Here is a 24010-nt window from a genome sequence, read left to right as displayed (position 1 = left end):
TCCTAAAATTAGACTGGTTGGAATTCTGTTGTACGAATTTTTTCATCAACTTCTTTTCTCGTTGGCATTGCTTCTGAACAGCTGTGTTTTGAGATAACAATGCTCGCTGAAGCGCTTCCATATTTCATCGCTTCAGATAAACCCCAGTGATTAAGTAATCCATATATAAATGCAGAAGCATAAGAATCACCAGCACCGAATGTTTTCAGAACTTTTGTTTTAAAAATCCCGCCACGATGTGCACTACCGTCTTTGGAATAAGCGATCGAACCTTCCCCACCATGCTTGATTACGACGACTTCCGCATGATGATCGAACCATTTTTGAGCGGTACGTTGATCATTTTTATCCTCTTTCTCAAATTGTTCCATCATATTAAACTCTTCTCTTGTTCCGATAATCACATCACACTTTTCAGCAGCAAGATTATAATAGATGGCTGTCTCTTTGGCTGAATTCCAGCTGTAAGGACGATAATCAAGGTCAAAGATCACGATGACGTCATGTTTGCGTGCGTATTCAAGAGCAAGAAAAACAGCTTCTCTTGAAGGACTTTGGGAAAGGGCAGTTCCTGAAATCAGAAGTGATTTGGACTCCCTAATGTAGTCTTCTGATATATCTGTTGTTTCAAGTTTTAAATCGGCTACGTTATCTCGGTACATGAGGATGCTACATTCCTCAGGACTTTTAATTTCAGTAAAGGCAAGACCCGTTACTGCTCCTGTCTGGTCCTTCACGACACTTGACGTATCTATTTTGTTCCTTTCAAGATAATCAACGATATAGTTTCCCATTTGATCACTTGAGACTTTCCCAATAAATCCGCTGTTCAAGCCAAGTCGCGCTGCTCCAATAGCAATATTTGCTGGTGAACCTCCGACGTATTTCGTAAAAGAATAAGTTTCTTCCATCGGTCGATTGATTTCATTTGCGTTCAAATCAATGCACAGTCTTCCAAGTCCGATTAAATCAATAGGGCGATCTTTTTTGAACTCAAGGTGATACATTCGTTTCCCTCCATCCCAATTAGGTTAAGCGCTTACCTTAAAGACATTACTTCATTACATTTTCGAATAACCATTCATGATCCGGGTCGTTATGGAACTTCCAGGTTCTTTTTGGACCAGCCATTACATTTAAATAATAGGATTCATATCCTGGAATTGATGAGACGGGATGATACCCTTCCGGAACTAGAACGACATTTCCATTCTCAACGCTCAGTGTTTCATTTAAACTCCGATTGTCGTTATAAACTCTTTGGAACACGAAACCTTGAGGTGGATTAAGTTCATGATAGTATGTCTCCTCAAGATAGGATTCATATGGTAAATGATCGCGATCATGCTTATGAGGTGGGTAGCTTGAAGTGTTTCCGTCAGGTGTATATACTTCTACCACAAGTAGACTGTCCGCCTCTTTTTGCTCTGGTAAGATATTGTGAATTTTACGAGACATCTTTCCATGTCCTCGATCTTCTACGCCAACATCGTCTGGAGCAATTAGTCTTGCTTGATAAGATCCTCTACCGGGGGCAGAACAAACGGCAAGTTTCACATCACTTAAAGCAGTTACTTCATAATGATCATCGTTTGGTATATAAACGGAATATGGTGGAATTTTTTCGAATACACTCATACGCTTTCCGATGTTCACGAATTTTTCTTTATTCGTTTGGACATCTGCTTTTCCGCTTAGCAAAACTAGACAAACTTCTTGATTGTTTGTGTTCTGCTTTAGCGTACTCCCCTTTTCTAACGAGTAGACTTCAAAGCCCACATACTCCCACCCCGCTGATTCAGGAGTTACTCTAAGTATGTTGCCTTCTTCAGTTGCCTGGATAGGTTTGATAAGCAATTGAGACATGATCAACTTCCTCCTTCACAATAATTAAGGTAAGCGCTTACCTTGTCTATATTCGAGTCTACAACATGATGTTTAAAAATTCAATCTATTTTTACTGGAATTAGCTCAGAAAGTGTAACCGTTCGACCCTCTTGCCACGATAAGCGGGCAGCGAGCGCAAGATTTTCAGCCTGTAACCCGTCATATCCACTGCACGTTAAAGGCTTTTGTTCCAATATAGATAAAGCAAAATCCCTCACTTCTTCTACATAAGCTTCTTTATAGCGATCAAGGAAAAAGTATTTAGGATGATCACTTGACACCGATTCTCTCGTGCTAATTTTCACGGTCGTATTTTGTTCATTTTCAGCAGAAACAACGCCTTTATCTCCAAAAACTTCGATTCGTTGATCATATCCATAAGCCGCCTGACGACTATTGTCTATTACTCCAAGACTACCGTCTTCAAAAGTTAGCGTGATGATGGCTGTATCGACATCGTCGTTTCGTTTGAATTTCTCATCAATTAGATTCGCTGCTTTCACTGTGACATCTACAACTTCTTTTCCAGATAAATAACGAATCATATCAAAATCATGAATGGTCATATCCATGAACATTCCACCGGATCGTTGGATATAAGCTTCTGGTGGTGCTTCAGGATCTCGAGAAGTTACTTTGATCACGTGCGGTTCACCAATTGTACCGGAACGTACTGTTTCAAATACTTTCCTAAAATGCTTATCATAGCGACGATTGAAGCCAACTTGAAAATTGACCCCAGCGTCTTTAACAACTTGAAGAGCTTCACGCGTTTCTTCAATTTGAAAACTGACTGGCTTTTCGCAAAAGACGTGCTTTCCTGCTTGTGCAGCTCGTTTAATAAAATCAACATGCGTATCTGTTGATGAGCAAATAAAAATAGCGTCGATTTCAGGGTCTAAAAAGAGGTCATTAGGGTTAGTTGTAATGATTGCTTCCTTTTCATATACCGTCCCCTCAAGGTGTGAGATATGAATATCTGAAATACTTCTCAACTGATAGTAAGGTGATTGAATTAAGTTATCAGCATGTAATTGACCGATGCGGCCACCTCCGATAATACCTGCAGTTACTTTTGACATGTAAAATCCCCTTTCTTTATAGTGATGATTGTTTTAGAGCCTGATTAAACTTCGATCGCTCTGCTTCCTGTTTCCTTTGTTTCAATGTCGTACTTCGCCAGAACCAGATCACTCCACTTATTAAAACAAGCGTTCCAAGCATGAAAACAAGTGACATTGGTAAATATTCGGCACTAGCTTCTGCCACCCCTATCGGAGAGAAGAAAGCATAGACACCGATCATTAATACTAAGATAAAAATCGAGAAAATCCTCGCATGCTTCCATGGTGTGAGATCAACTTTTTTAGAATCATATAATTCGTAAGCTGTCGTTCTCGGTCGAAGCTTACCAACTAGCACCATAACAAAAATGTTGAGTGGGAACAGTACGGAAAGAACGTACAGAAAATTCACGTGGCCAAGAAACACCTTTGATAGAGCATAAACGACTATATGAACAAGAATCGTTATTTTTGGTGCACTTGACGGTACATGTTTACTAAAGAAGCCTACAAGTACCATGGCGATAATCGGTATATTGTAAAAACCAAACATTTCCTGAAGATAATAGTACAAACCCGAAGGAGCAAAGATAATGAACGGCGCCACAATTACGGCAACCGCTGCAAGTCCACCGGCAAAAATCCTTCCCACTTTAACAAGCTCTCGTTCCTTTGCATTGGGTTTGAAAATTGGACGATAAATGTCCAAAGTAAAAAGAGTAATAGAGCTATTTAATGCTCCATTAAAAGAACTTAAAATTGCTCCGAATAGAACGGCAGCTAAAAACCCAGATAGCGCCAGAGGAAGAACATCTGTCACTAATGACGGATACGCCATATCAGCGTTTTTAAGTCCACCTTCTCCGTAAAGTAAGAAAGCAATGATCCCAGGTAAAACTAAAAAGAAGGCACCAAATATTTTAAAGAATCCTGCGTACAAAACTCCCTTTTGTCCTTCTGCGAGATTCTTTGCTCCTAACGTCCGTTGAATAATTGCCTGGTTGGTACACCAATAGAAAAGGTTATTAAAAAGAAGACCCGTTAAAAGCACCGTCCACGGAACAGACGATTCATGATTTCCAATCGCATTTAGCTTGGCAGGATTGGCATGAAGTAGTTTATCTACTCCATAAACAAGATTGCCGCCTCCAAGAGCAACTAATGCAAGAAAGGGAATCAGAAATCCTCCTATAATTAGCCCAACACCATTGATCGTATCGCTAATGGCACAGGCTCGTAACCCACCAAAGATGACATAGCAGCAGCCAATAATTCCGATTGCAAAAGCAACGATCATGACGGTTGTAAACTGGCTCGTCCCGCTAATGGTGGACAGTGAGAATATACTATCTAATACAAGCGCACCAGAGTAGAGGACGGTAGGTAAATAAGCAACCGCATATCCAAGAAGAAATAGAATCGAAACAATTTGTCGCGTTCGAAGGTCATACCGCTGTTCCAGAAAGTCAGGGATCGTGGATATTCCTGCTTTTAAATACCTTGGAAGGAAGATAAAAGCCATGAATATAAGCGCTATAGGCGAGGTTACTTCCCACGCCATTACGACCATTGATTCACCAAACCCCTGTCCATTCAGTCCTACCATTTGCTCTGTTGAGAGGTTCGTTAAAATAAGTGATCCTGCAATAACAATACCCGTTAAACTTCGACCAGCCAGAAAATAACCATCGGAACTTGTTAAGTCTGTTTCTCTCGTCTTATACCAAGAAAACCAGGCGACAAAACCCGTATAAACAAGAAAACTACTAACAATCACCCACATCATAGGCGTAGACCTCCGTTTCAAGTAATTTTGTTGATTTGCGTAATAGAGCAAATAAATTAAACCAATCTACTTATAACATGTTTATAAGCTTCACAAGGAAAGCGCTTACCTTATTAACGAAATTAATGTACCATGATTGTTCGCCTTATAATTAATGCACTTTTCCCCTGGAAAACAAAACTCAGTGAAAACGGCGACATAATCATGACTTATCACTTATTTTCAAATCCACAAATCAAGTCTCCTTCCTAAAAAAGTAAAAGAAAGCGCTTACCTGAGTTATTATAAAACACATTTTTTCTACACGCAATGTTTTTTGTGATTTTTCAGAAAATAAAGACCTTAGTTGCATATTTCTTCTTAACCTATTCTGAATGCAAATCGGGTTAGCTTAAATTTTAAAGAAACAGGGAGTATAGCTCATTTGAATGTCCGTGTGGAGTGGACTTTGCTTCTTTTTTGTATGTGAAGGGGGTCAGGCGCGCGCCTGACCCCCTTCACCGCACATCGCTCCACTTCTCCCTCCTTTCCCACATTCTTTGTTAATTTCTTCACAATTTCTTAACACACAAAAGAAGCAAAACGCGTTATGCTAGAGTCAAACTTGATAGTAAAGGAAGGAGGTTGTGTTCATGGGAGTTCAACTCCGAAAAGGCATGATTGATCGTCGAACCTACCTAATTCGCAAGTTACTAAATTCACCACACAATCGAGAAGACCTTACTCAACTTCATAGCCTTACGTTAACAGAGCTTGAGAAGAAGTATGAGAGAGAAAATCGTATGAAAACATTGTAAAGAATACTTGAATAGATAGAAAACCGCGCATTGTCTGCCTCGGGCGGACAATGCGCGGTTTTTGTTTGTATGTGGGGTTAGGCACGTGCCTGACCCCTTTCAATTTCCACTACATGAAGAAGCCCACCCGCTCGTTCACGTAGCTGCTCCTCTATCTCTTCTCCATAAGCGACAATAAAACAAGTAGACGGTCCTGAGGATTTATGAACGTCTAGGTCTACCATCACTTGTTCATCCATCACTTCATCATCTGATAGAAGCTCATTTAACTCATACAGTATCCCTTTTGATCCAACAGGCAATACAGCTCGAACGTCCTCTTGTTCACTCACCCATCGAAACAGATCAAGCGGTGCTATCGCATTCGGCTCGTTCACCACTTCTTCACCAACGAGCGGTTTACCGATTACGGCAAAACGGATACCGTTATTTAGCGATACTTCCGGAAGTTCGTTACGCCGCTTCCGTCCAATCACCACAACACCAAGCGCTGATTGGAGGAGAGGCATATTTGTTTCGGAGCTTCCTGTGATTGTCAGCTCGTTCATGCCTAATTCTCTTTTTCCTCGCTCGATGCCGCTTACAAACTCCTCCCACTTTGCGCCGCCGCAGAAGTTATGTAAAACGACAGAAAGTGGCGTTGCTCCATGCGCGATATTTTCCATTACCGCAACGCGAAAAGCGAAGTAAGAAAGCACATCATATGGCACGTTCACGATATCATGCTCTTTCTCTCCGATGCCTCCGCTGTTATCGCTTGTAATTACGAGATATTCATCATATAGAGGAATCATCGTCCCGTCTCTCATAAGCTCGCAAGTCCTTTTTTCTCAAAAATCGTTGCTAAGCGTGGGATAAGAGCCATTGCAAGTACGAGATTGATCGCTGATGCAACAACTAGCCCTGGCATAATCGCCATGTAAAAGCCCGTGCCAAGCATAAAAAGAAACGGTAGTGGAGCAATAACTCCGTTTCCTACTAAAAAGAGTCCAACAGCTATTTTTCGTTTACTTTTCTCATAAAGCGCACCAAACAACCAAACAAGCACCGCCATTTCTGCCGCGATTAGTAGATGCATGGGACCGAGCGGAAAGCCGACAATAAGCGCAGATAGTAGATGACCGAATCCTGCGATCACCGCACCGCTCCTGCTTCCGAGGAGAACGGCTGCTACGAGAGCTGGAAACGCATCGAGCGCAACGCTTCCGATAACGGATGGGATTTTAATAAGCGCGCCAACAACGGATAGTGCAATGAACATAGCGAGAAGGCTTGCGCGTTTTCCCGACATGCCTACTCTCCTTTACGCTTGCCGCCACGGAATACTTTCGCGCTTCTTGCGTACTCCACGTCTTTTACGTTCAAACGGAAATTAATCACGCGAGCAAGGGCGAAAAAGTAATCTGATAGGCGGTTTAAGTATTTCATTGGGACGGGTGGAATGTTTTCTTCTACTTTATTTAACGTAACAACGTGGCGCTCGGCGCGACGTGTGATTGTGCGAGCGATATGAATCGTTGCGGACGGCTTGCTTCCACCCGGTAAGATGAATTTCTCAAGCGCTGGCGCTTCTTCAATAAATTCATCGATGCGTCCTTCAAGGTACGTAATCGACTCTTCCATTAGCTTCATTTCTCGTTTTGGTGAGACGTTCGCAAGGTCGCCGCCACAGTCAAAAAGCTCATGCTGAATTTTTTCCAAATCTTCTAGAAGATCCGTAAATTGATCTGAGCCAAGCTCGCTTAATTCGACAATCGCCTGTCCAACGAAGCCATTCGCTTCATCTACCGTGCCGTAAGCTTCTACTCGTACATCGTCTTTATCGACTCTTCCCCCGATAATGCTCGTTTTTCCCTCGTCACCTGTTCGTGTATAAATTCTCATCCCTATTCCCCCTCGATTATTTTAACTGCTGATTGAGTCCGTACCAGATCACATCAACACGGTCGGCTATGGCCGCTAAATCCTGGTACGCCCATCCTGTTAAATCACGCCATTCGCGCTCTTCTTTTTCCATTGGTACGATTCCTTTAGTAATATCCGCGCCTATGATTACGACCGTTCGCTCATGTTGCTCGCTTTCCCACGAGCGCCAGATACCTAGCAACGACTGCCAGATCGCCCGGCATTCTTCATGCCCCGAGTCAGCCGTAAGTCCTTTAATCCACTGTTCTACACCTTCAAGAACAACGACATCTCCGTAGAAGCGACTTACATTAAGCGGGATTTTCATTTGGTCATAAGCGGATCTCCAGCAGTGATCCTCCGTTAATCCGTAGAACGTTTTCACCCATTTTGATTTGCCGTTATAGGCACCTCCTGTAACGAAGTGCATCGCATATCCCTCCTTAAATCATCTCGTTTCCATTCAAGCTCAATTCCTGAACCGTGGGGAACTTTCCATTCCCAAAACGAACGCTTTTCTGGGGCATACTTGGTTAGCAAATAGCGAATAACGCCTCCATGTGTAATCACGATGCCTCTCTGATTCTGTGATTCAATGACCTGTTCGACGACCGATTTGAACCCTTCTTCAATCCGCTGACCAAATTGAGCGTAGTTCTCACCTCCAGGTGGAGAGATGGTGAATGGATCATCAATCCAGCTTCTGTATTGGATATCATGTTCAAGGTCGGCATACGTTTTTCCTTCCCATTCCCCAAACAGGATTTCCCGCAACAGAGGCACGGGAATTCTTTTCCGATTCGGAAAGAGGCGTTTCGCTGTTTGCATGCATCGCTGCAAGTCGCTCGTGAAAATAAGATCGTACTGATCAGCGTCGACTGTAGCAAGTTCAGCGGCTTCATTAAGCGGTGTATCTGTCCAGCCAATATAAGCACCGCGCTTGTTATCATCCGTTATCCCATGACGAAATAATGTAATAGCCACACGCTCATCCATAAGATCACCTCCATCCCTTCAACGCTCGCGCCGAGCACATCTCCGGTTACGCCGTTAAACCAGCTAAGTACCTTTCTTCTCATCGCGATCGTAAAAAGAACTGTTATTGCACTTAACAACAGCATGCCTAGAGAAACCTCCAGTGAGAGTAGCACCGTCATTCCGATGAGCGCGATCCAATAAATCGGATAAATCCATAAGCTTGATCGCTGAATCGATTTCTGAAAAAAGTAAGCAAGCCCCTCTTGTTTCGAAGGTTGAATGCTTAACAGAAAATATCCCATCACACTTTTGCTTAAAAAGGGTATGGCAGCAATGAGGAGATACGAGCTGAACGTCGCCATTTGAATGATTTCATAAAGAAAAAGAAACCTTGCCGAGAGAAGCACAATCACCGAAAGCACGCCGAAAGCCCCTGTCCGTGGATCCTTCATAATCTCAAGACGTTTTCCTAAATCGCGATACGAGAAAAACGCATCGCTCGCATCCATCCAGCCGTCAAGATGAAGACCGCCCGTTAGCGCCATCAGAAACACCCATGTAATGAACGCAATCGCTAGCGACGAAAAAGGCGTCCATTCGATGAGCCCGTAGAGAAGCGCTGCCGATAGCATACCTTGAAGCAGTCCAAGAATCGGAAACGTTTGAACCGAGCGCGTTAACGGCTCCCGCTCCATTGGAAGTTCGCGTCGCACCGGGATAACGGTGAAAAATTGCACATTAATAAGAAATCCTTGCCACAAACTCATTGGCGCACACGCTGAAACATGATGCTTTTCATAAGCTCCCAGTTCAAGTGTGGCTTCAGCTGGTTAGCGAGATGATCGTACGTTTTCTCTTTCATGCTCGCACGGTTGAGTTGCTTTTGTTGAGGTAATCCTTTCCTCGTTCGCAGACGATTCAGCCACTCGGTTCGCCATTCATCATTATGAAAAAGATGATGTAAATACGTACCAATCACGCGACCTCCTTCACCATAGTAGCCTTCAGGCCGACCCTCGATCTGGAGGAAAGGTTTGGCTGTATGAGCAAAACGTGTTTCCCCTAGATGAATTTCATAGCCTTCAATTGGCATTGCTAGGTTAGTAGCTGAATGAAGTGAACCGCTTGCTCGTACGGTTGTTTTTTCTATATGAAACGACGTTTGCGCGGGAATGAGCCCCATTCCTTCAACCGTTTTCCCAGGCTCCCCTGTATCTGCGCCATAAGGATCCATCAGCGTCTCCGTTAGCATTTGATAGCCACCGCATATGCCAACAACGCTTCCGCCACGTGCTATGTAGCTTTGTAACACGTCGTCAAAACCTCGATCCTTCAACCAATCCAAATCACGGATGGTACTTTTCGTTCCAGGAATAATGACCGCATCAGGATCGCCAACTTCATCCGAGTGCTGCACCCAGCGAACTGTGACGTCCTCATCGTTAAACGGCTCCATATCGCTATAGTTGGAAACAAACGGAAGCTGAAGCACGACGATTTCAAGCGCACCCTTTTTCTGTGTAAACCGATCGGTAAGCGAGAGAGAATCCTCCCCTTCCACATGATGCTCCACATAAGGAAGGACGCCGATCATTGGTAGACCGGTTCGCTCTTCAAGCCATGTGATGCCATCTTCGAAGAGCGCTGGATCGCCACGAAATTTGTTAATGATGATGCCTTTTACCCGCTTCCGCTCGTGAGCATCCAGGAGCTCAAGCGTGCCGACGATGCTTGCAAACACGCCGCCGCGATCGATATCCGCCACAAGAATGACAGGAACATCGGCCATTTCAGCCACCTTCATGTTCACGAGCTCGCGATCTTTTAAATTGACTTCAACCGGGCTGCCCGCTCCTTCCATTACAACCACATCATAGTTTTGCTGTAGGTGATCGAGCGCACGCTCAATGCTTTCTATGCCCATCTCGTAGTACGATTCTCGGTAATCTTTGCCCGAGAGCGTACGGTAAGAGGTTCCGAACTGAATCACTTCCGCATGCTGATCGGATCTTGGTTTTAGCAGGATCGGATTCATCCAAACGCTCGCTTCGGTTCTAGCGGCTTCTGCCTGCGCGCCCTGTGCCCGTCCGATCTCTTTTCCTTCCATTGTTACGTAAGAATTGTTCGACATGTTTTGTGATTTAAACGGAGCGACGGCATAGCCTTCGTTTGCGAGAAGACGGCAAAGGGCCGTCACGATCAAGCTTTTGCCAACGTCTGATGCTGTGCCTTGAATCATGACACCCTTCATGTGATTCCGTCTCCCTTCATAACCTGCGGCAGGCCCATTTCAATCAGATAAGCTTCGTCCGCTTGGCTAACAATCCACTGATGAATCTCGCCAAGCAATCGTGCATAAACGGAGACAAGTTCCCCTTCTAACGGTTCATGCCCAAGTTCATTGCTAACAATGACGAGGGCTTCTGAGCTTTCGTTAAGTTTTTCGATATCACGCTGAATTTTCTGTTTCGTCTGTTCCTGAAAAATGGCGTTTGACCAGTCTCCGTTTTGAAACAATTCATTAGATAGAAGCGTTGTTACGCAATCTAGCAAAACAACCGCCTTTGCCCCAAGTTGCGCGGTGTCGCTTCCTACATCCTTTGGGCATTCAACTGTTTGCCATGGAACGATGGCTTTTTCCCTATCCTGCTGGTGACGGCGAATTCGCGCTTCCATCTCTACGTCACTTGCCTGACCGCAGGCGATGTAATGAAGCGTACTGTTTTCTGTCCGGGCCGAAGCTGCTCGCTTTTCCGCAAAACGACTTTTCCCGCTCCTCACGCCTCCTGTTATAAAGATCAGCGTCGCCATGATGCTAGCACCTCCATGAGTCGGTCGTTTTCATCGGAAGTTCGAATCGCAAATCTGAGCCATCGCCCGTTAAGACCCGGAAAGTTCTCCGTATGCCTTGGGACGATGCCGTTTTTCATTAAGTAAAGTAGAAGCGGCGCTTGATCAATTTGTTCAGGATCTTTTAGCAAATAAAAATTCACGCTTGATCGTGAGTAGATATAGCGATGCTTTTCAAAAAAAGTCTGGAGTTTCTCCCGCTCCTCCTCGATAAACTTTCGCGTTAGCGTCATATACGCCTGTTCTTCGATACAAATCTCCCCCGCCATAAGCGCCAAAGCGTTAACGCTCCAGTGTGGCTTGAGCTTTTTAACTGTGCGAATCACTTCAGGATGCGCCATCATATAACCTAGACGTAAGCCTGGAATGGCGAACATTTTCGTTAACGAGCGCAGAATAATCAAGCGCTTATTTGTCAAGATCTCTACGGTATAACAGGGCTCTTTTTGTAAAAAGTCAGCGAAGGCTTCATCGATGATCAAATAGCAAGCTCTCTTATCCGCTTCAGCAATCAAGGTTCTGACTGTTTCAGCATCGTACGAAACACCAGTTGGGTTATTTGGCGTACAGAGAAAAATGGCGTCAAGGTGATTCATTATTTCAATAAGTGGATTTGGGTCAAGACGCCATCCCTCTTCAAGCATATGGTAAGTGATTTCGCATCCTGCACTACGGCACGCTTCTTCATATTCTGAAAAAGCCGGCTGCACGATGCAAACTCGTTTATGAAAAAGAAAACGGCCGACGAGCGTAATCAGCTCAGCACCACCGTTACCTACGAGAACGTGACTTTCTTCCGTATCGTGCATTGCTGCAAGCTTTTTCGTTAGCGATGAGGCGTGGGGATCAGGGTATGTTGTGATAAGGTTGAAAGCGTCAGGCCACTTTTCGATTAGCGCCTTTGGAGGACCGAATGGATTCAGGTTTGCGCTGAAATCGAGCGTCTCCTCGGGCTGCGCGATGCTTAGCGAATCGTATAAATAGTGCGGATTAGAGCCGTGTGATGGTAGCAATGAAAAGCCCTCCGATCCATAAGATAAGTAGAAAAAGAACGCTCGTGCGATTCATGATCGCAATCGCTTTTGGAATATGTATGCCGCTTAATTTGATGATGGGATCACCGATCAGCGCACGGTTTGAGACGATGCCTTTATATGTGTTTATCCCGCCAAGCTGCACGCCGAGAAGCGCTGCCGTTGCCGCTTCTCCCCAGCCGCTGTTTGGACTCGGATGCTGTTTTGCATCGCGAAATAGAACGTGCCAGGCGCGGCTTCTTGCGGTATGCTCAGGCTTTTTGGAAAGCATCATGCAGCAGCCTGTAATGCGACTTGGAATCCAGTTCACAGCGTCATCAAGCTTCGCAGAGGCGTAGCCAAATGCTTCATATTTTTCGTTTCGATAGCCAACCATTGAATCACATGTGTTAATCGCTCGGTAGGCCATCGCCCCAACGCTACCGCCGATAAGTGCCCAGAATAGCGGTGCCGTAATGCCGTCACTAGTGTTCTCAGCAACCGTTTCAACAGTGCCTCGTACGATTTCACTTTCATCGAGATGATCTGTATCACGTCCAACGATCCAGGAAAGCTTGCGTCGCGCTTCTGGCATATCGCCTTGCTGAAGGGGCTTATATACGTCCAGTGCCGCCTCTCGCAAGCTTTTCTGTGAGATTGTTGTTGCGATGAGAATGCCTTCAAAGAAAATCCCCACAAGCGGGTGAAGGTTGTAGGCAAGAAAAACGGTTAACCCGGTTAGTGTGATCACAACAACAAGAACAGTGAGCATCATGAGGGCACCTTTTTGTTTGCGGTTCGCACCATAGTTCCAGCGTTTGTCGAGAAAGCTGATAAGTGAGCCAAACCACTTCACTGGATGCGGCCATTTTGGTGGATCGCCAATCAATAGATCTAGAAAAAAAGCGAGGCTGATCGCAAGAAGGTGATGCATGATCATAGCGAGAGCCTCGTACGGTACTTTTCAAGTGCCTCTGTCATACAGTTGTAAACGCCGAGGCTAATCAATTTTCCGAGCGTTGTAATCGTGCCCGCGTATGCCTGATGCTGTCCACGCTGTGTCGCGGCGATCAGAATGCTGTCTGTAGAAGTACCTGTTGCTATGGTGCCTGTCACCGAGTCTTTTACTTGCTGGTCGTGCATGACCTTAACCTTTGCTTCCGTTGCGGTCATGATGCTTTGGATGAACGCTTCATCTGTGAGCGTTCCGTTCACGAAAATCCACGTGTTGATCGTTCCAGGGAGCGGCTCGTATACGTGCTCTGCGCTTTTCGAGGCATCAACGGCGTTTCCAACGCCTGCCGTTACAACGACAAATACCGAAACGCCTTCATCTTCTACTAAGCGGTAAGAGACATCCTCTAATCGAACGGCCGTCATCATGCCAACTGTTTCTGTCGGATCGATGCCGTGCTCCTCTAAAAACGTCGCCATTTCTTCTTTATGATCTGAGCAACTGTAGCTTTTAGGGACGTGTCGGTTGACGAACGTGCGATACCAGCCAGTTCCAGATCCTACGACACCCGAAGACATCGTGCGAAGCGGAAATGGTGTGGTAAGCGTGATCATGTTTTCTGACCGCTCAAGGTAGCGCTCATCAATAGTGAGATCGCTTTGATCCTCTGCCTGTTTTTCTGGCAATAACAGCATTTGTGGCTTTGGCACGGTCGGATGAGGATGCTTTTCAATTTTTGTGCGATAAACCGATTGAATGCGCTGTTCGTTTAGGACGTCATTTGGCTTGTTGTGCATGTTGATTTTCCCATTTTCAAGAAGAAGCAGGCGGTCACAGTACAGACCTGCCAGATTCAAGTCGTGAAAAATCGAAATCACCGTTAGCCCCTGTTCGCGCGTCCATTTTTTTAAGAGATCGAGCAGTTCTTTTTGATAAGAAAGGTCGAGGTGGTTCGTTGGCTCATCTAACAAGAGAATCTCAGGTTCCTGCGCGAGCGCCTGTGCGAGAAAGACGCGCTGACGCTCACCGCCTGAGAGTTCATTCACGTAGTTATCCGCGAAGGCGGCGATTCCCGTTTGCTCCATTGTACGCTGTACAACCGCCTCGTCATGCTCGCTCCACATTTGAAACCATCCCGTTTGATGGGCATAGCGACCTAGCGAAACGGTTTCTTTAACGGTATAAGGAAAAGCCTGATCCGCATGCTGTGGAAGAACCGCGAGCACGCGCGCCAGCTGTTTCGCTGAGTAGCTTGAGAGCGGCTTATCTTTGAGCATGATTGAGCCTGACTTTGCCTTCAGGATGCCGCTAACCATTTTAAAAATAGTCGTTTTGCCGCTTCCGTTTGGTCCAACGATGCCGAGAAGCTCGCCTTGATTCACATCAAACGTGATGTCATCAAGCACGTCGTGACCGGGGTATCCTCCTGTAACAGAATGTACGCTTAGCATGCTTATCCTCTTCTTTCCTTACGTCTTCTTATTAAAATAATGGCAAATACCGGGGCACCGATAAGCGAAGTGATGACGCCAATCGGCAGCTCAGTTGGTGAAATGATCGTTCTTGAAATTAAATCAGCGATGATTAGAAAAGCAGCTCCAAGTAAAATGGAGAGTGGCAGTAAATGCCTGTGATCCGGACCCCATAGGAGGCGCGTTAAATGCGGAATCACAAGGCCAACGAAGCCAATCGTTCCTGAAACCGCAACAGCTGCCCCTGTTAAAATCGAGCCGCCGATGAGAATCCAAAGCTTTCGTTTCGCGACGTTCACGCCGATATGCTGAGCGCGTTCTTCACCAAACGACATTGCGTTCAGCTCCTTGCTGCTAAAGAGCAGGATCCCTGATCCAATGATGAAAAAGGGAAGAATGATCCCGATGTATTCCCATCCGCGCATCGACACGCTTCCAAGAAGCCAGCCGATAATTTGACGAAGCTCCTCTCCAGTTAAAGCGATCATAAGTGACAGAAGTGAGCCAAGAAATGAACTAAACACAATTCCGGTGAGGATGATCGTCTCCACGCGCATCGATCGCTCAATTTGTCGTGCAAAGAAAAGCACGAGGAAAATGGTAAGAATCGATGCGGCAATGCTCATAACTGGTAAGGTGAACATGCCGACAAATGGCAATGATAGGTTGAAAAAGAGTACGAGAACGGCCCCAACAGATGCTCCGGACGACACGCCGAGCACATACGGATCCGCTAATGGATTGCGTAAAAGACCTTGAAAGGCGGCCCCTGCTATCGCAAGAGACGCCCCCACAATACCTGCCAAAATGACGCGCGGCAGGCGAATATCCATCACAATTGTTGTAAACATCGGATCGGTTGTGCCTATGAATGGAAGGTGCAAAACTTCGCTTCCGATTAATTTCAGAATGGTAAGCACTGGAACTGAAACAGTACCGATTGAAATGCCAAGGAGCATGGCACCAATTAAGAGTGCTAACGCAATCGGATAGGCAATAAAACGTTTATTCAGCAAAAACATCCGGGTAAACCGCTTTTGCAAGTTCCTCTACTCCTTCAGTAAGACGAGGGCCAGAGCGTGTAACAAGGTCAGAATGCACATCGACAACCTGTTCATCTTTGACAGCTGTCACGTCTTGCCAGCCTTCGCGGCTTAACACCTGTTCAACTGGCTTCTCTGTATAGTAGCCGTATGTTGTGATGATCACGTCAGGATTCGCTTCAATAATCGCTTCCTGATCCACCTGGTTCCAGCCATCCTGGTCATGCGTCACGTTTTTCGCGTGAATCATTGCTAGCATGTCATCCATGAACGTATTCTTCCCTGGAGAGTAAATTTCGGGTGCAGGGGATACTTCGACGAAGACATTTTTCTGATCTTCTTCACTAATGCTTTCTGCTTTTGCTTGAATGTCTTCAAGATCTTGCTTCATCTCATCGATCGTTGTTTCCGCTTCTTCCGTTTCGCCCGTTGCTTGTCCGATCATTTCGATGGAATCGTACACTTCATCGAAGCTTTTCGCATCGTTCACAACGAGTACGGTAATGCCAGCATCACGAAGCTGCTGTAGCCCTGCTTCTGAGTTATGTGCGCTTGAGCCGTGTGCAAGTACGAGATCAGGCTTTAGAGAAATGATTTTCTCCACGTTAAATTCCATGCCGCCGATTTTTTCGATATCAGCTGTTTCTTCTGGATAGTTGGCGAAGTCAGAAACGCCAACGACTTCTTCCCCTGCTCCTAGGTCGAAAAGGATCTCAGTGTTACTCGGGATCAGGGAGACAATTTTTTCAGGGTCTTTTTCGATCGTAACTTCCTGGTCTAACGCATCCGTTATCGTTACTGGGAAAGCGCTATCTTCTGACTGTTCCGCTTGCTCTGTATTCGCATTTCCTTCATTTGTCGCGCTGTTCTCTTCACTCGCTCCGCAACCTGCGATAATTCCTGTAACGAGAAAAAGTAAAACGAGTAGTGAATAAAGCTTTTTCATGTGTGTTTCTCCTCCTGTTTTCTGATGTCTCTAAACTAAAAAATCTCCACGCACGAGGGCATGGAGATGGTCGAATGGAAGTAACGGTGTGCCAAAGTCTACACCTGAATCCGTTCGCACATCCCTATCCTCGTAGGCTGTTCGTGCTAGATTCAGGCAGGTCTCCTGGCTCATGGTTATCGCATGCTGCTCCTTCCCATTCGCTGTTTCGAACAGTGGATTCTGCAGCAGGCGACCATTTACAGTGGCGGGACCGCGCTGGAATTGCACCAGCTTCCCTATTAAGTCTTCATTGAAAAGACACCTGAATCGATCACTATGTAATTGGTAACAGGTTTATTATACATGATTGCGAGAGTGGGGGGAACAGTTGTGTTTTGAGGGGGTCAGACCCCTCTCTGACCCGTTCGCTATCATTCAACAACGATCCCCCTTATTCATTAAGGCTTCGAAGAAATTCTCAGGCTTATAAAAGCAACAAAAGCGTCCCTCACTGAAGGACACTTTTGTTGCTTTTGTCTTTTGGCGGGGTCAGGCATGACCATGACCCCGCCGCTTCCACCGCTCACCCTCACACATTCTCTTGCTTCAGCGTATCAACAATATTATTCTTCTCTAATTTCTTAATGGAGTAGAACATCGCCGAACCTACGATGATGAAGATGGCAATGATCACAAAGAGAAGACTCATCCACGGCAATGTGAACCCGTAGACAAACGTACTTCTAAATGACAAATACATCAGGAACATGATCGCAATGCTGATTGGAATCCCGTAGAGGATTGCTTTCATGCCATAGAAGATGCTTTCGTAGTTCATCATTTTATTGAACCCTTTTGGGGTCATCCCGACGGACTTTAGCATAGCGAATTCTCGCTTACGAAGAGAAATGCTTGTCGAAATGGTATTGAAAATATTTGCGATTGAGATTAGGGAAATTAACGAAATAAATCCGTACGTGAAGACCGACATGAGCAGAATCATTTGCTTGTCGCGCTGTCTACTTTGGACAACATTATAGACATTCAGATTCGTTCCTTTCTCATCTTCAATCGCTTCTTGCGTCTCCATCGGATCTGAACTGTTCATATACAGATAAGCTTGCACGTCTTCTTGGACGTCTTTATCGATCAACTGATTCATGGTTTCCTTAGAAACAATGACGTCAATTCCACCAATACCAGCTGTATGCACTCCCATTGGCACCTCATCCGTTAACGCACTGACCTCGACTTTGTTCATGAGCGTTTCTTCTTCTGTTTCATAGTTCATCTTATAAAGGTCGATGCTTTCTCCAATTTGGGTCTTAATAGACTTGGTTTCTTTAAATTGACCTGTCTCTTGATCCATATAAGAGATGTTCTCAATGACAATGCCAGTTGGATTGTCCGAACCCTTGAGCTTCTCTGCATCAACGCCCACTTTTTTTGCATAGTCCTGAAAACTTTGCTCATCCAATCCATGAATTACCGTGTAGTATGGATATTTGCCATCTTTGAGAATGCTCTCATCCTGCTGAACATTTTCTTCTAACGCTTGCGGGATCGCATCCCGAGCCACATAGGTGTTAACGTTCAGCTCCTTCACGATACTAGACTTCGTTACATTCTTAAGCCTTGTATAAGGCTCAAGGTCCCCTTCATCCGCACCGCTTCCCCATACTTGAATATCAAAATTGATATTTTGCTGGGATAGTTCAAGAGATTTTTCTAAATTAGACGTAAAGTAGGAAACAGATAGAAACAGGATAATGCTAATCACAAGTGAAAAAACGGTCACCTGATACCTTCTTTTATTCCGCTTTAAATTCTTCAAGCCGATCTCCGCTTCGATCCCAAATAATTTTCGAATCAGTTTGGAAGTCTTCACTGTTTTGCCAGATAGCTTGATATCCTGCGTTTGTCGGATAGCATCAATGGCTGAGACCTTCGATGCTTTACGTGCTGGCATATAGGATGAAATAAAAATTGTGATGATTGAAATCCCACAGGCAACGAGAATACTGAGAGGCGTTACGACGACTTGGAGCTTTTCTGTACCCCCAAGCGCCCCTTCAATAAAGGAATTAATGAACATGAAAGTAGCCGCTATTCCAGCAAATCCAGCAAGAATTCCGATCGGGATACTGATCAGGCCAATAATCGCTCCTTCAAAAAAGACCGATGTTTGCTTCTGTCGTTTCGTCGCTCCAACGCTCGCCAGCATGCCTAAATGTCTCGAACGTTCGGAAACACTAATCGCAAATGCATTGTAAATCAATGCAACGGAACCGATAATGATAACGCTCATAATAATTCCGGTTAACAGTAGCAATGTTGTTAACAGGTTATCGTTATCGGTCACGCCATAGTAGCGAAGCAGTTCATCGTTAAACGAGACGTTTTCAATATTGTTTTGTTTCGCCAGCGTTTCTGCATGCTCATAAAGAGATCGTTTCACTTTGTCCAACACGACGACGGCATCAACGGTGTCCTTGCTATTCATAAGGCTTTGATCGACATAGCTAATCGCCGTATAACCGGGCGCCCACGCGGGTTCCCATGTGGGACGTTTGATTGTTCCTACAATCGTATACGTTCTCGTGTTCTCATTTTCTAATGACTCACTTATACCTTCTACATCCGTTTGGAGGGGATCGTTTTGAGAAAAAGGACGTTCAACACCTTTCATCTGGCGTTCGCCAACGTTCAGTGTGAGTTGATCGCCAATCCCGTGTTTCACCTTTGCATTCCCCGCAACTTCTTCAGACAACACAATCTCATTGTCTTCCTGCGGCAAGCGTCCCTCGCTTATTTCAATTGGGAAGTTTTTGAATCCCTGCGCATTGTATTCTTTAATAAACAAATAAGGTTTACTTTCATTTTTCGCTTCATCTAATTTGGCATAACCAACATCGTTTGCGAGAACCAGAGTCTTGGTTGATTCGTTGCTTTCGATCGCTTCGATTTGATCGGAATCGACGTTCTCATATTGAACATGCCACTCTCCATCCGTGGCGATCGATTGTCGTTGCAAGAGATCCATGAACGAGACACCAAGCGTCGCGACAGCCATGACCATCGCTACGGAGATAATGACACCAATGATGGTAACCAGCGTCCGTCTTTTATTCTCCTTCAAATGCCTCACGGTCAGTTTGTTTACGATGTTCATGGACGGATCACCTCGTCTTTGGCAATCCTCCCGTCTTCAATCGAAATGACGCGATCCGCTTGTAAAGCAATGCGTTCATCATGCGTAATGACAATCAGCGTTTGGTTGTAATTTTTATTAAACATTTTCAGCAGTTCCATAATTTCACTGCTGTTTTGACTATCCAAATTTCCGGTAGGTTCATCGGCGAGCATAATGGAAGGATTACTAATGAGTGCCCTTCCAATTGACACACGCTGTTGCTGTCCTCCTGATAACTGATTCGGCAAATGCCCAAGTCGATTTTGTAAGCCCAATGTGCCGACGATATTCTCAAGCTGTTTTTGATCGACTTTATGTTCATCCAATAGCATCGGAAGAGTGATATTCTCTTCCACAGTTAAGATCGGAATCAAATTATAGAATTGATAAATCAACCCGATTTGCCTTCTTCTAAAGATAGCAAGCTGCGTTTCATCAAGTTGATAGATGTTTGTATTATCGACGAGAACGTTGCCGCTTGTCGGTCGATCCACGCCTCCGAGTAGGTGAAGCAAGGTTGATTTTCCCGAACCAGATGGGCCGATAATGACGACAAATTCTCCCTTTTTAACTGAAAACGAGACGTTATCAAGTGCCTTCACGGCCGTTTCCCCTTTGCCATACACTTTAGACAGATTTTCTATTTGTAAAATATCCATTGCAGATTCCCCCATAAATTTAATGTACCTTCAGTTTATCTGCCTAAAATGACGTTAAAGTGACTCTTAGGTGACAGTTTAGTCACCTGGCCTTTCTAAACAACTTGCTTATAAAATTTAATAGTAAATTCGGTCCCCGTACCCTGTTCACTCGTTACTTCAATATCCCCATTCTGGCTGGTGATAATGCTGTACGCCATCGCAAGGCCGATAACAACGCTATCGTCTCCCGCATTTTTACCCCTATAAAATCGTTTAAAAATATAAGGCAGATCTTCTTTCGGAATGCCATTTCCATTGTCTGAAATGATGATTTCGGTATACAACGGATTCTCGGAATACGAGAGTGAAATCGTTCCACCCTCACCGGTATGCTCCACGCAGTTTTTTAATATATTTAAAAGCGCCTCCGAAGTCCAATTAACATCTCCGACAAAAGTGGCAGAGTCGTCACCCGATATGCTTAAGTTTTGTTGTTTAATATCGACTGGAATGAGAATGGATTCTACTGCTTTTTGGATCACCTGCCGAGGGGAAATGCTCTCTTTTTTAAAGGTAATCGTTCCAGCATCTATTTTCGATAATTTCAATAAAGAAGAAACTAGCCATTCGATCCTTTCTAATTGAACGCGAATGTTCGTCGTGAATTCAACGCGTTTCTCCTCATCTAAATTCGGATCACTCACTAAATCCACCATCACCAGCATCGAAGTTAGCGGAGTTTTGAGCTGGTGGGAGATATCCGAAATCGCGTTGGTTAATTTCACTTTGTCTTCTTGTAAAAGGGAACGGTGCTCTGAAAGCATCATCGTAACTTTATAAATATCATTTTTTAAAATACTGAGCTCACCCTCATGATTATTTCTCACATCTAACGTATAATCCCCACTACTAATCTGTCTTAAATAACCAGAAAGCCGCTCGATTTCACGGTACCGCCATCTTGTAAAAAACACAAAACAACTAACGAGCGCGATCGAGGTAAGCAGTGTTAAGAGTGCCGCTTGGTAAGAAAGCACGAACACAGCGAGTCCCGTTGCAACAAGAATGATTCCCCCAATAACGAGAAAAAGAAAGTGTATTTCACGATTACGCAACAACCTACTCACCCACCTTATAACCAAATCCGCGCACGGTTTTGATGATTTTCGGGCTTTGTGCATTGTCCTCTAGCTTTTCTCGTAGACGTTTGATGTACACCGTTAACGTATTATCGTTGACGAAATCACCAGCCACATCCCAGATTCGTTCCAGTAGCTGATTTCTCGTTAAAACCTGTCCAACATGATTGGCAAAAATCAGAAAGAGCCTATACTCGAGTGCCGTTAGAAGAACTTCCTCTCCTTTTTTATAAACCTTGCCTTCTAGCGTATTGATTCGGATATCTTCAATCGTGATGATGCTAGTGGATTTTGGCTGTGGTTGCTTATTGTAACGACGCAAAACCGATTTAATTCTTGAAAGTAATTCACGAATGCGAAACGGCTTTGTGATATAATCATCCGCGCCCATATCAAGACCCATTACTACATTTACTTCATCATCAAATGCCGTAAGAAAAATAACTGGTTTATCACTCTGTTTCTTCACTAATTCACAAAGATTATACCCACTACCATCTGGTAAGGATAAATCAATTAAACATAAATCGATCTCATGCAACTGTTTCATAAGTACTTCCCTGGCCGATTCAGCATTATAGCAGACAATGGTCTCATATCCATCGTTTTGCAAGGAATAGTCAAGCCCCATTGCAATCGTCTTATCATCTTCCACCATTAATAGTTTCATTTGGAGCACCCTCATTTTGTGTTCTTTTTGGGGGTCTGGTTCGAACCTGACCCCCTCCTTCCTCTATTCCCTCTCAAACCCTTTAATGATAAGGCTTTTAAGGAGCTACTTACATTAATTTAAATATCAAAAGTGTCCCTAGATGAGGAACACTTTTCACTGTTTTGTCTTTTGGTGGGGTCAGGCTCGAGCCTGACCCCTTTCAACTATTTCCTCTTTTTCAAGTGTACAATATTTACATACTATCATATAGATCATGTCCCAAAGATTGTAAAGTTTGCTTATGTACTTATTGCTATGATGCCTTGCACGGCTGATATCATTTAGTAAAAGAAACTTGTCCGCTTTTTCACGTGTGGTGGGTCAGAGTGGAATCACATCCTTAACCCCGCCAATTTGTTACTACCTTCTCTTCGTTAACATATACAAAAACCACACCGCATGGTTTTGCTCATCCGCTGCTGCTCTTTTGAACGTTTCTTTTATATACAGGTCCTGCGTTTGTTCAGCGATATCAAGATAGAAGTCGACTGTGTTTTGCTCATCGTTAAAGGCAAGATCGAGACCTAATCTATAATCAGTTGCACATTCCTCAACGATCTGGGGCTCATGCTGTCGGCCAGTTATTTGCGTATAGATTTGTTGAAAGGCTCTGAAATGCTTCTTTTCATCCTGTCGAATTTCTTTAATGCGGTTCCTTTCCGCTTCATTTGGCGCTAGTCTCGCTAGCTTCTTATAGCATTGAATGGCGGTGTATTGACCGTTGATGGCAGTCGCTATATCATCTGCAAGTGTTCGGTAGAGATAAGACATGAGCTCGCTCCTTTATTGGGGTGTTTGAATAAGATAGTGTATTTTAGAGGGGTCAGACACGTGCCTGACCCCTCTAAAATATGACCCCTCTAAAATACAAAAAACCGTAGATTGTCCGTCACAGACGGACAATCTACGGTTTTTTAATTACTTTCATTCCTTCTTTTTATTCTTCCTTCGCTTCTTCTACCATTTTCTTCAGGTCATCAATTGTTTGTCCTTCAAAAGCCTCGCCGTTCACGAAGAGTGCTGGTGTACCAGTAACATCAAGGTCACGGGCTTTCGATAAGTCGTAGTCGATCGCCGCTTCTCCTTCGCCATCTTTAAAAGCTGCAAGAACCTGTTCAGCTTTTTCTTCATCAGTCACTTCTTTTAGCGTGTCGACAAGGTAATCTTCTGTGTAGATGTCCTGCTTTTCCGTGCCTTCTGTTTGCTTTTCATACATTAATGAATGGAAATCCCAGAACACGTCATTCCCAAGCTCCTGGTACACCACTTCAGCAAATTCAGCTGATCGATCAGAATCAACATTAATAAATGGATAGTTGATAAAAGAGAATTTGATTTCCCCTGTTTGAATTAACTCTTGATCAATTTGCGGGAAAAAGGACTGTTCGAATGCTTTACAGTAAGGACATTTGTAATCTCCAAATTCAATTACTTCTACCTGCGCATTTTCATCCCCGAGAAATGGTTGCTCCATCGCTTCTTCCTCTGAACCATCGGAACTCGAGCCGCTTGAGACGACGATCACGATTACGATAACTGCAGCGATTGCTGCCACTAGCCAGTAGATCCAAGTATTCGTTTTTTTCTGCGCGTTAGCTTTTGCTTGCTTGTTCGGTTGCTTTTTCTTATTCTTATTTGCCATCATTC

Annotated in this window: 24 protein-coding genes and 1 riboswitch; of the genes, 1 reads left to right on the top strand and 23 read right to left on the bottom strand. The window is 44.4% G+C overall.

Annotation, left to right across the window (positions count from 1 at the left end; translation table 11 throughout):
* Window positions 1-8: 8 nt before the first annotated feature.
* The 4 genes from iolC to IQ283_RS01920 form a co-directional block, all read right to left on the bottom strand.
* Window positions 9-1007, bottom strand: a complete 999-nt coding sequence (gene iolC, locus IQ283_RS01935; protein WP_194218476.1) for a 5-dehydro-2-deoxygluconokinase — start codon at window positions 1005-1007, stop codon at window positions 9-11.
* A gap of 46 nt (window positions 1008-1053) precedes the next feature.
* On the bottom strand, window positions 1054-1866 hold the full coding sequence (gene iolB, locus IQ283_RS01930; RefSeq protein WP_194218475.1) for a 5-deoxy-glucuronate isomerase: 813 nt from the start codon (window positions 1864-1866) through the stop codon (window positions 1054-1056).
* An 80-nt stretch (window positions 1867-1946) separates the two neighbouring features.
* On the bottom strand, window positions 1947-2969 hold the full coding sequence (iolG, locus tag IQ283_RS01925) for an inositol 2-dehydrogenase (RefSeq protein ID WP_194218474.1): 1023 nt from the start codon (window positions 2967-2969) through the stop codon (window positions 1947-1949).
* Between the two features lie 16 nt (window positions 2970-2985).
* Window positions 2986-4737, bottom strand: coding sequence for a solute:sodium symporter family transporter (locus IQ283_RS01920; protein WP_194218473.1), 1752 nt, complete (start codon window positions 4735-4737; stop codon window positions 2986-2988).
* 632 nt (window positions 4738-5369) lie between these two features.
* On the opposite strand from IQ283_RS01920, the gene fbpA reads away from it, so the two are divergent.
* Window positions 5370-5534 (top strand): Fur-regulated basic protein FbpA, encoded by a 165-nt coding sequence (fbpA, locus tag IQ283_RS01915; RefSeq protein ID WP_194218472.1) that lies wholly within the window; start codon window positions 5370-5372, stop codon window positions 5532-5534.
* A gap of 77 nt (window positions 5535-5611) precedes the next feature.
* On the opposite strand, the gene IQ283_RS01910 is transcribed toward fbpA, so the two are convergent.
* From IQ283_RS01910 to IQ283_RS01820, 19 genes are all read right to left on the bottom strand, one after another.
* Window positions 5612-6343: an ATP-binding protein gene (locus tag IQ283_RS01910; protein WP_194218471.1), complete on the bottom strand. Its 732-nt coding sequence runs from the start codon at window positions 6341-6343 to the stop codon at window positions 5612-5614.
* Complete coding sequence (locus tag IQ283_RS01905; protein ID WP_194218470.1) at window positions 6340-6825, bottom strand: ECF transporter S component; 486 nt, start codon at window positions 6823-6825, stop codon at window positions 6340-6342. Before IQ283_RS01905 ends, IQ283_RS01910 begins: the two co-directional genes overlap by 4 nt.
* Window positions 6826-6827: 2 nt before the next feature.
* Window positions 6828-7418, bottom strand: coding sequence for a cob(I)yrinic acid a,c-diamide adenosyltransferase (locus tag IQ283_RS01900; RefSeq protein ID WP_194218469.1), 591 nt, complete (start codon window positions 7416-7418; stop codon window positions 6828-6830).
* 16 nt (window positions 7419-7434) lie between these two features.
* The gene (locus tag IQ283_RS01895; RefSeq protein WP_194218468.1) at window positions 7435-7869 is read right to left on the bottom strand and encodes a bifunctional adenosylcobinamide kinase/adenosylcobinamide-phosphate guanylyltransferase; all 435 of its coding nucleotides are present in this window, start codon (window positions 7867-7869) and stop codon (window positions 7435-7437) included.
* Entirely contained in the window at window positions 7821-8435 is a 615-nt protein-coding gene (locus IQ283_RS01890) for a histidine phosphatase family protein (protein ID WP_194218467.1), read from the bottom strand. Before IQ283_RS01890 ends, IQ283_RS01895 begins: the two co-directional genes overlap by 49 nt.
* The gene (gene cobS, locus IQ283_RS01885) at window positions 8393-9184 is read right to left on the bottom strand and encodes an adenosylcobinamide-GDP ribazoletransferase (RefSeq protein WP_194218466.1); all 792 of its coding nucleotides are present in this window, start codon (window positions 9182-9184) and stop codon (window positions 8393-8395) included. Before cobS ends, IQ283_RS01890 begins: the two co-directional genes overlap by 43 nt.
* Window positions 9181-10668 (bottom strand): cobyric acid synthase, encoded by a 1488-nt coding sequence (locus IQ283_RS01880; protein WP_194218465.1) that lies wholly within the window; start codon window positions 10666-10668, stop codon window positions 9181-9183. Before IQ283_RS01880 ends, cobS begins: the two co-directional genes overlap by 4 nt.
* Window positions 10665-11228: a bifunctional adenosylcobinamide kinase/adenosylcobinamide-phosphate guanylyltransferase gene (locus IQ283_RS01875; RefSeq protein ID WP_194218464.1), complete on the bottom strand. Its 564-nt coding sequence runs from the start codon at window positions 11226-11228 to the stop codon at window positions 10665-10667. The genes IQ283_RS01880 and IQ283_RS01875 overlap by 4 nt, the downstream gene beginning before the upstream one ends.
* Complete coding sequence (gene cobD / locus IQ283_RS01870) at window positions 11216-12280, bottom strand: threonine-phosphate decarboxylase CobD (RefSeq protein ID WP_194218463.1); 1065 nt, start codon at window positions 12278-12280, stop codon at window positions 11216-11218. Before cobD ends, IQ283_RS01875 begins: the two co-directional genes overlap by 13 nt.
* Entirely contained in the window at window positions 12258-13220 is a 963-nt protein-coding gene (gene cbiB / locus IQ283_RS01865; RefSeq protein ID WP_194218462.1) for an adenosylcobinamide-phosphate synthase CbiB, read from the bottom strand. The genes cobD and cbiB overlap by 23 nt, the downstream gene beginning before the upstream one ends.
* Window positions 13217-14686, bottom strand: a complete 1470-nt coding sequence (locus tag IQ283_RS01860; RefSeq protein WP_194218461.1) for an adenosylcobinamide amidohydrolase — start codon at window positions 14684-14686, stop codon at window positions 13217-13219. Before IQ283_RS01860 ends, cbiB begins: the two co-directional genes overlap by 4 nt.
* Window positions 14687-14688: 2 nt before the next feature.
* Window positions 14689-15729 (bottom strand): FecCD family ABC transporter permease, encoded by a 1041-nt coding sequence (locus IQ283_RS01855; protein WP_194218460.1) that lies wholly within the window; start codon window positions 15727-15729, stop codon window positions 14689-14691.
* Window positions 15713-16696 (bottom strand): ABC transporter substrate-binding protein, encoded by a 984-nt coding sequence (locus tag IQ283_RS01850; protein WP_194218459.1) that lies wholly within the window; start codon window positions 16694-16696, stop codon window positions 15713-15715. The genes IQ283_RS01855 and IQ283_RS01850 overlap by 17 nt, the downstream gene beginning before the upstream one ends.
* Window positions 16697-16834: 138 nt before the next feature.
* Window positions 16835-17019: riboswitch (cobalamin riboswitch) on the bottom strand.
* 248 nt (window positions 17020-17267) lie between these two features.
* On the bottom strand, window positions 17268-19850 hold the full coding sequence (locus IQ283_RS01845; RefSeq protein ID WP_194218458.1) for an ABC transporter permease: 2583 nt from the start codon (window positions 19848-19850) through the stop codon (window positions 17268-17270).
* Window positions 19847-20530 (bottom strand): ABC transporter ATP-binding protein, encoded by a 684-nt coding sequence (locus tag IQ283_RS01840; RefSeq protein WP_098445333.1) that lies wholly within the window; start codon window positions 20528-20530, stop codon window positions 19847-19849. Before IQ283_RS01840 ends, IQ283_RS01845 begins: the two co-directional genes overlap by 4 nt.
* A gap of 95 nt (window positions 20531-20625) precedes the next feature.
* Complete coding sequence (locus tag IQ283_RS01835; protein ID WP_194218457.1) at window positions 20626-21630, bottom strand: sensor histidine kinase; 1005 nt, start codon at window positions 21628-21630, stop codon at window positions 20626-20628.
* Window position 21631: 1 nt separating this feature from the next.
* Window positions 21632-22321 carry a response regulator transcription factor gene (locus tag IQ283_RS01830; RefSeq protein WP_194218456.1) on the bottom strand — a complete coding sequence of 230 codons (690 nt, stop codon included), beginning with the start codon at window positions 22319-22321 and terminating at the stop codon, window positions 21632-21634.
* Between the two features lie 402 nt (window positions 22322-22723).
* Window positions 22724-23134: a ferritin family protein gene (locus tag IQ283_RS01825; RefSeq protein WP_194218455.1), complete on the bottom strand. Its 411-nt coding sequence runs from the start codon at window positions 23132-23134 to the stop codon at window positions 22724-22726.
* A 166-nt stretch (window positions 23135-23300) separates the two neighbouring features.
* The gene (locus tag IQ283_RS01820; RefSeq protein ID WP_194218454.1) at window positions 23301-24005 is read right to left on the bottom strand and encodes a DsbA family protein; all 705 of its coding nucleotides are present in this window, start codon (window positions 24003-24005) and stop codon (window positions 23301-23303) included.
* Between the last annotated feature and the right edge of the window lie 5 nt (window positions 24006-24010).

It is taken from the genome of Pseudalkalibacillus hwajinpoensis, from assembly GCF_015234585.1.
Taxonomy (GTDB): domain Bacteria; phylum Bacillota; class Bacilli; order Bacillales; family Guptibacillaceae; genus Guptibacillus; species Guptibacillus hwajinpoensis_B.
Note: the sequence above shows the minus strand (reverse complement) of the source record. Positions and strands in the feature narration are given on the sequence as shown.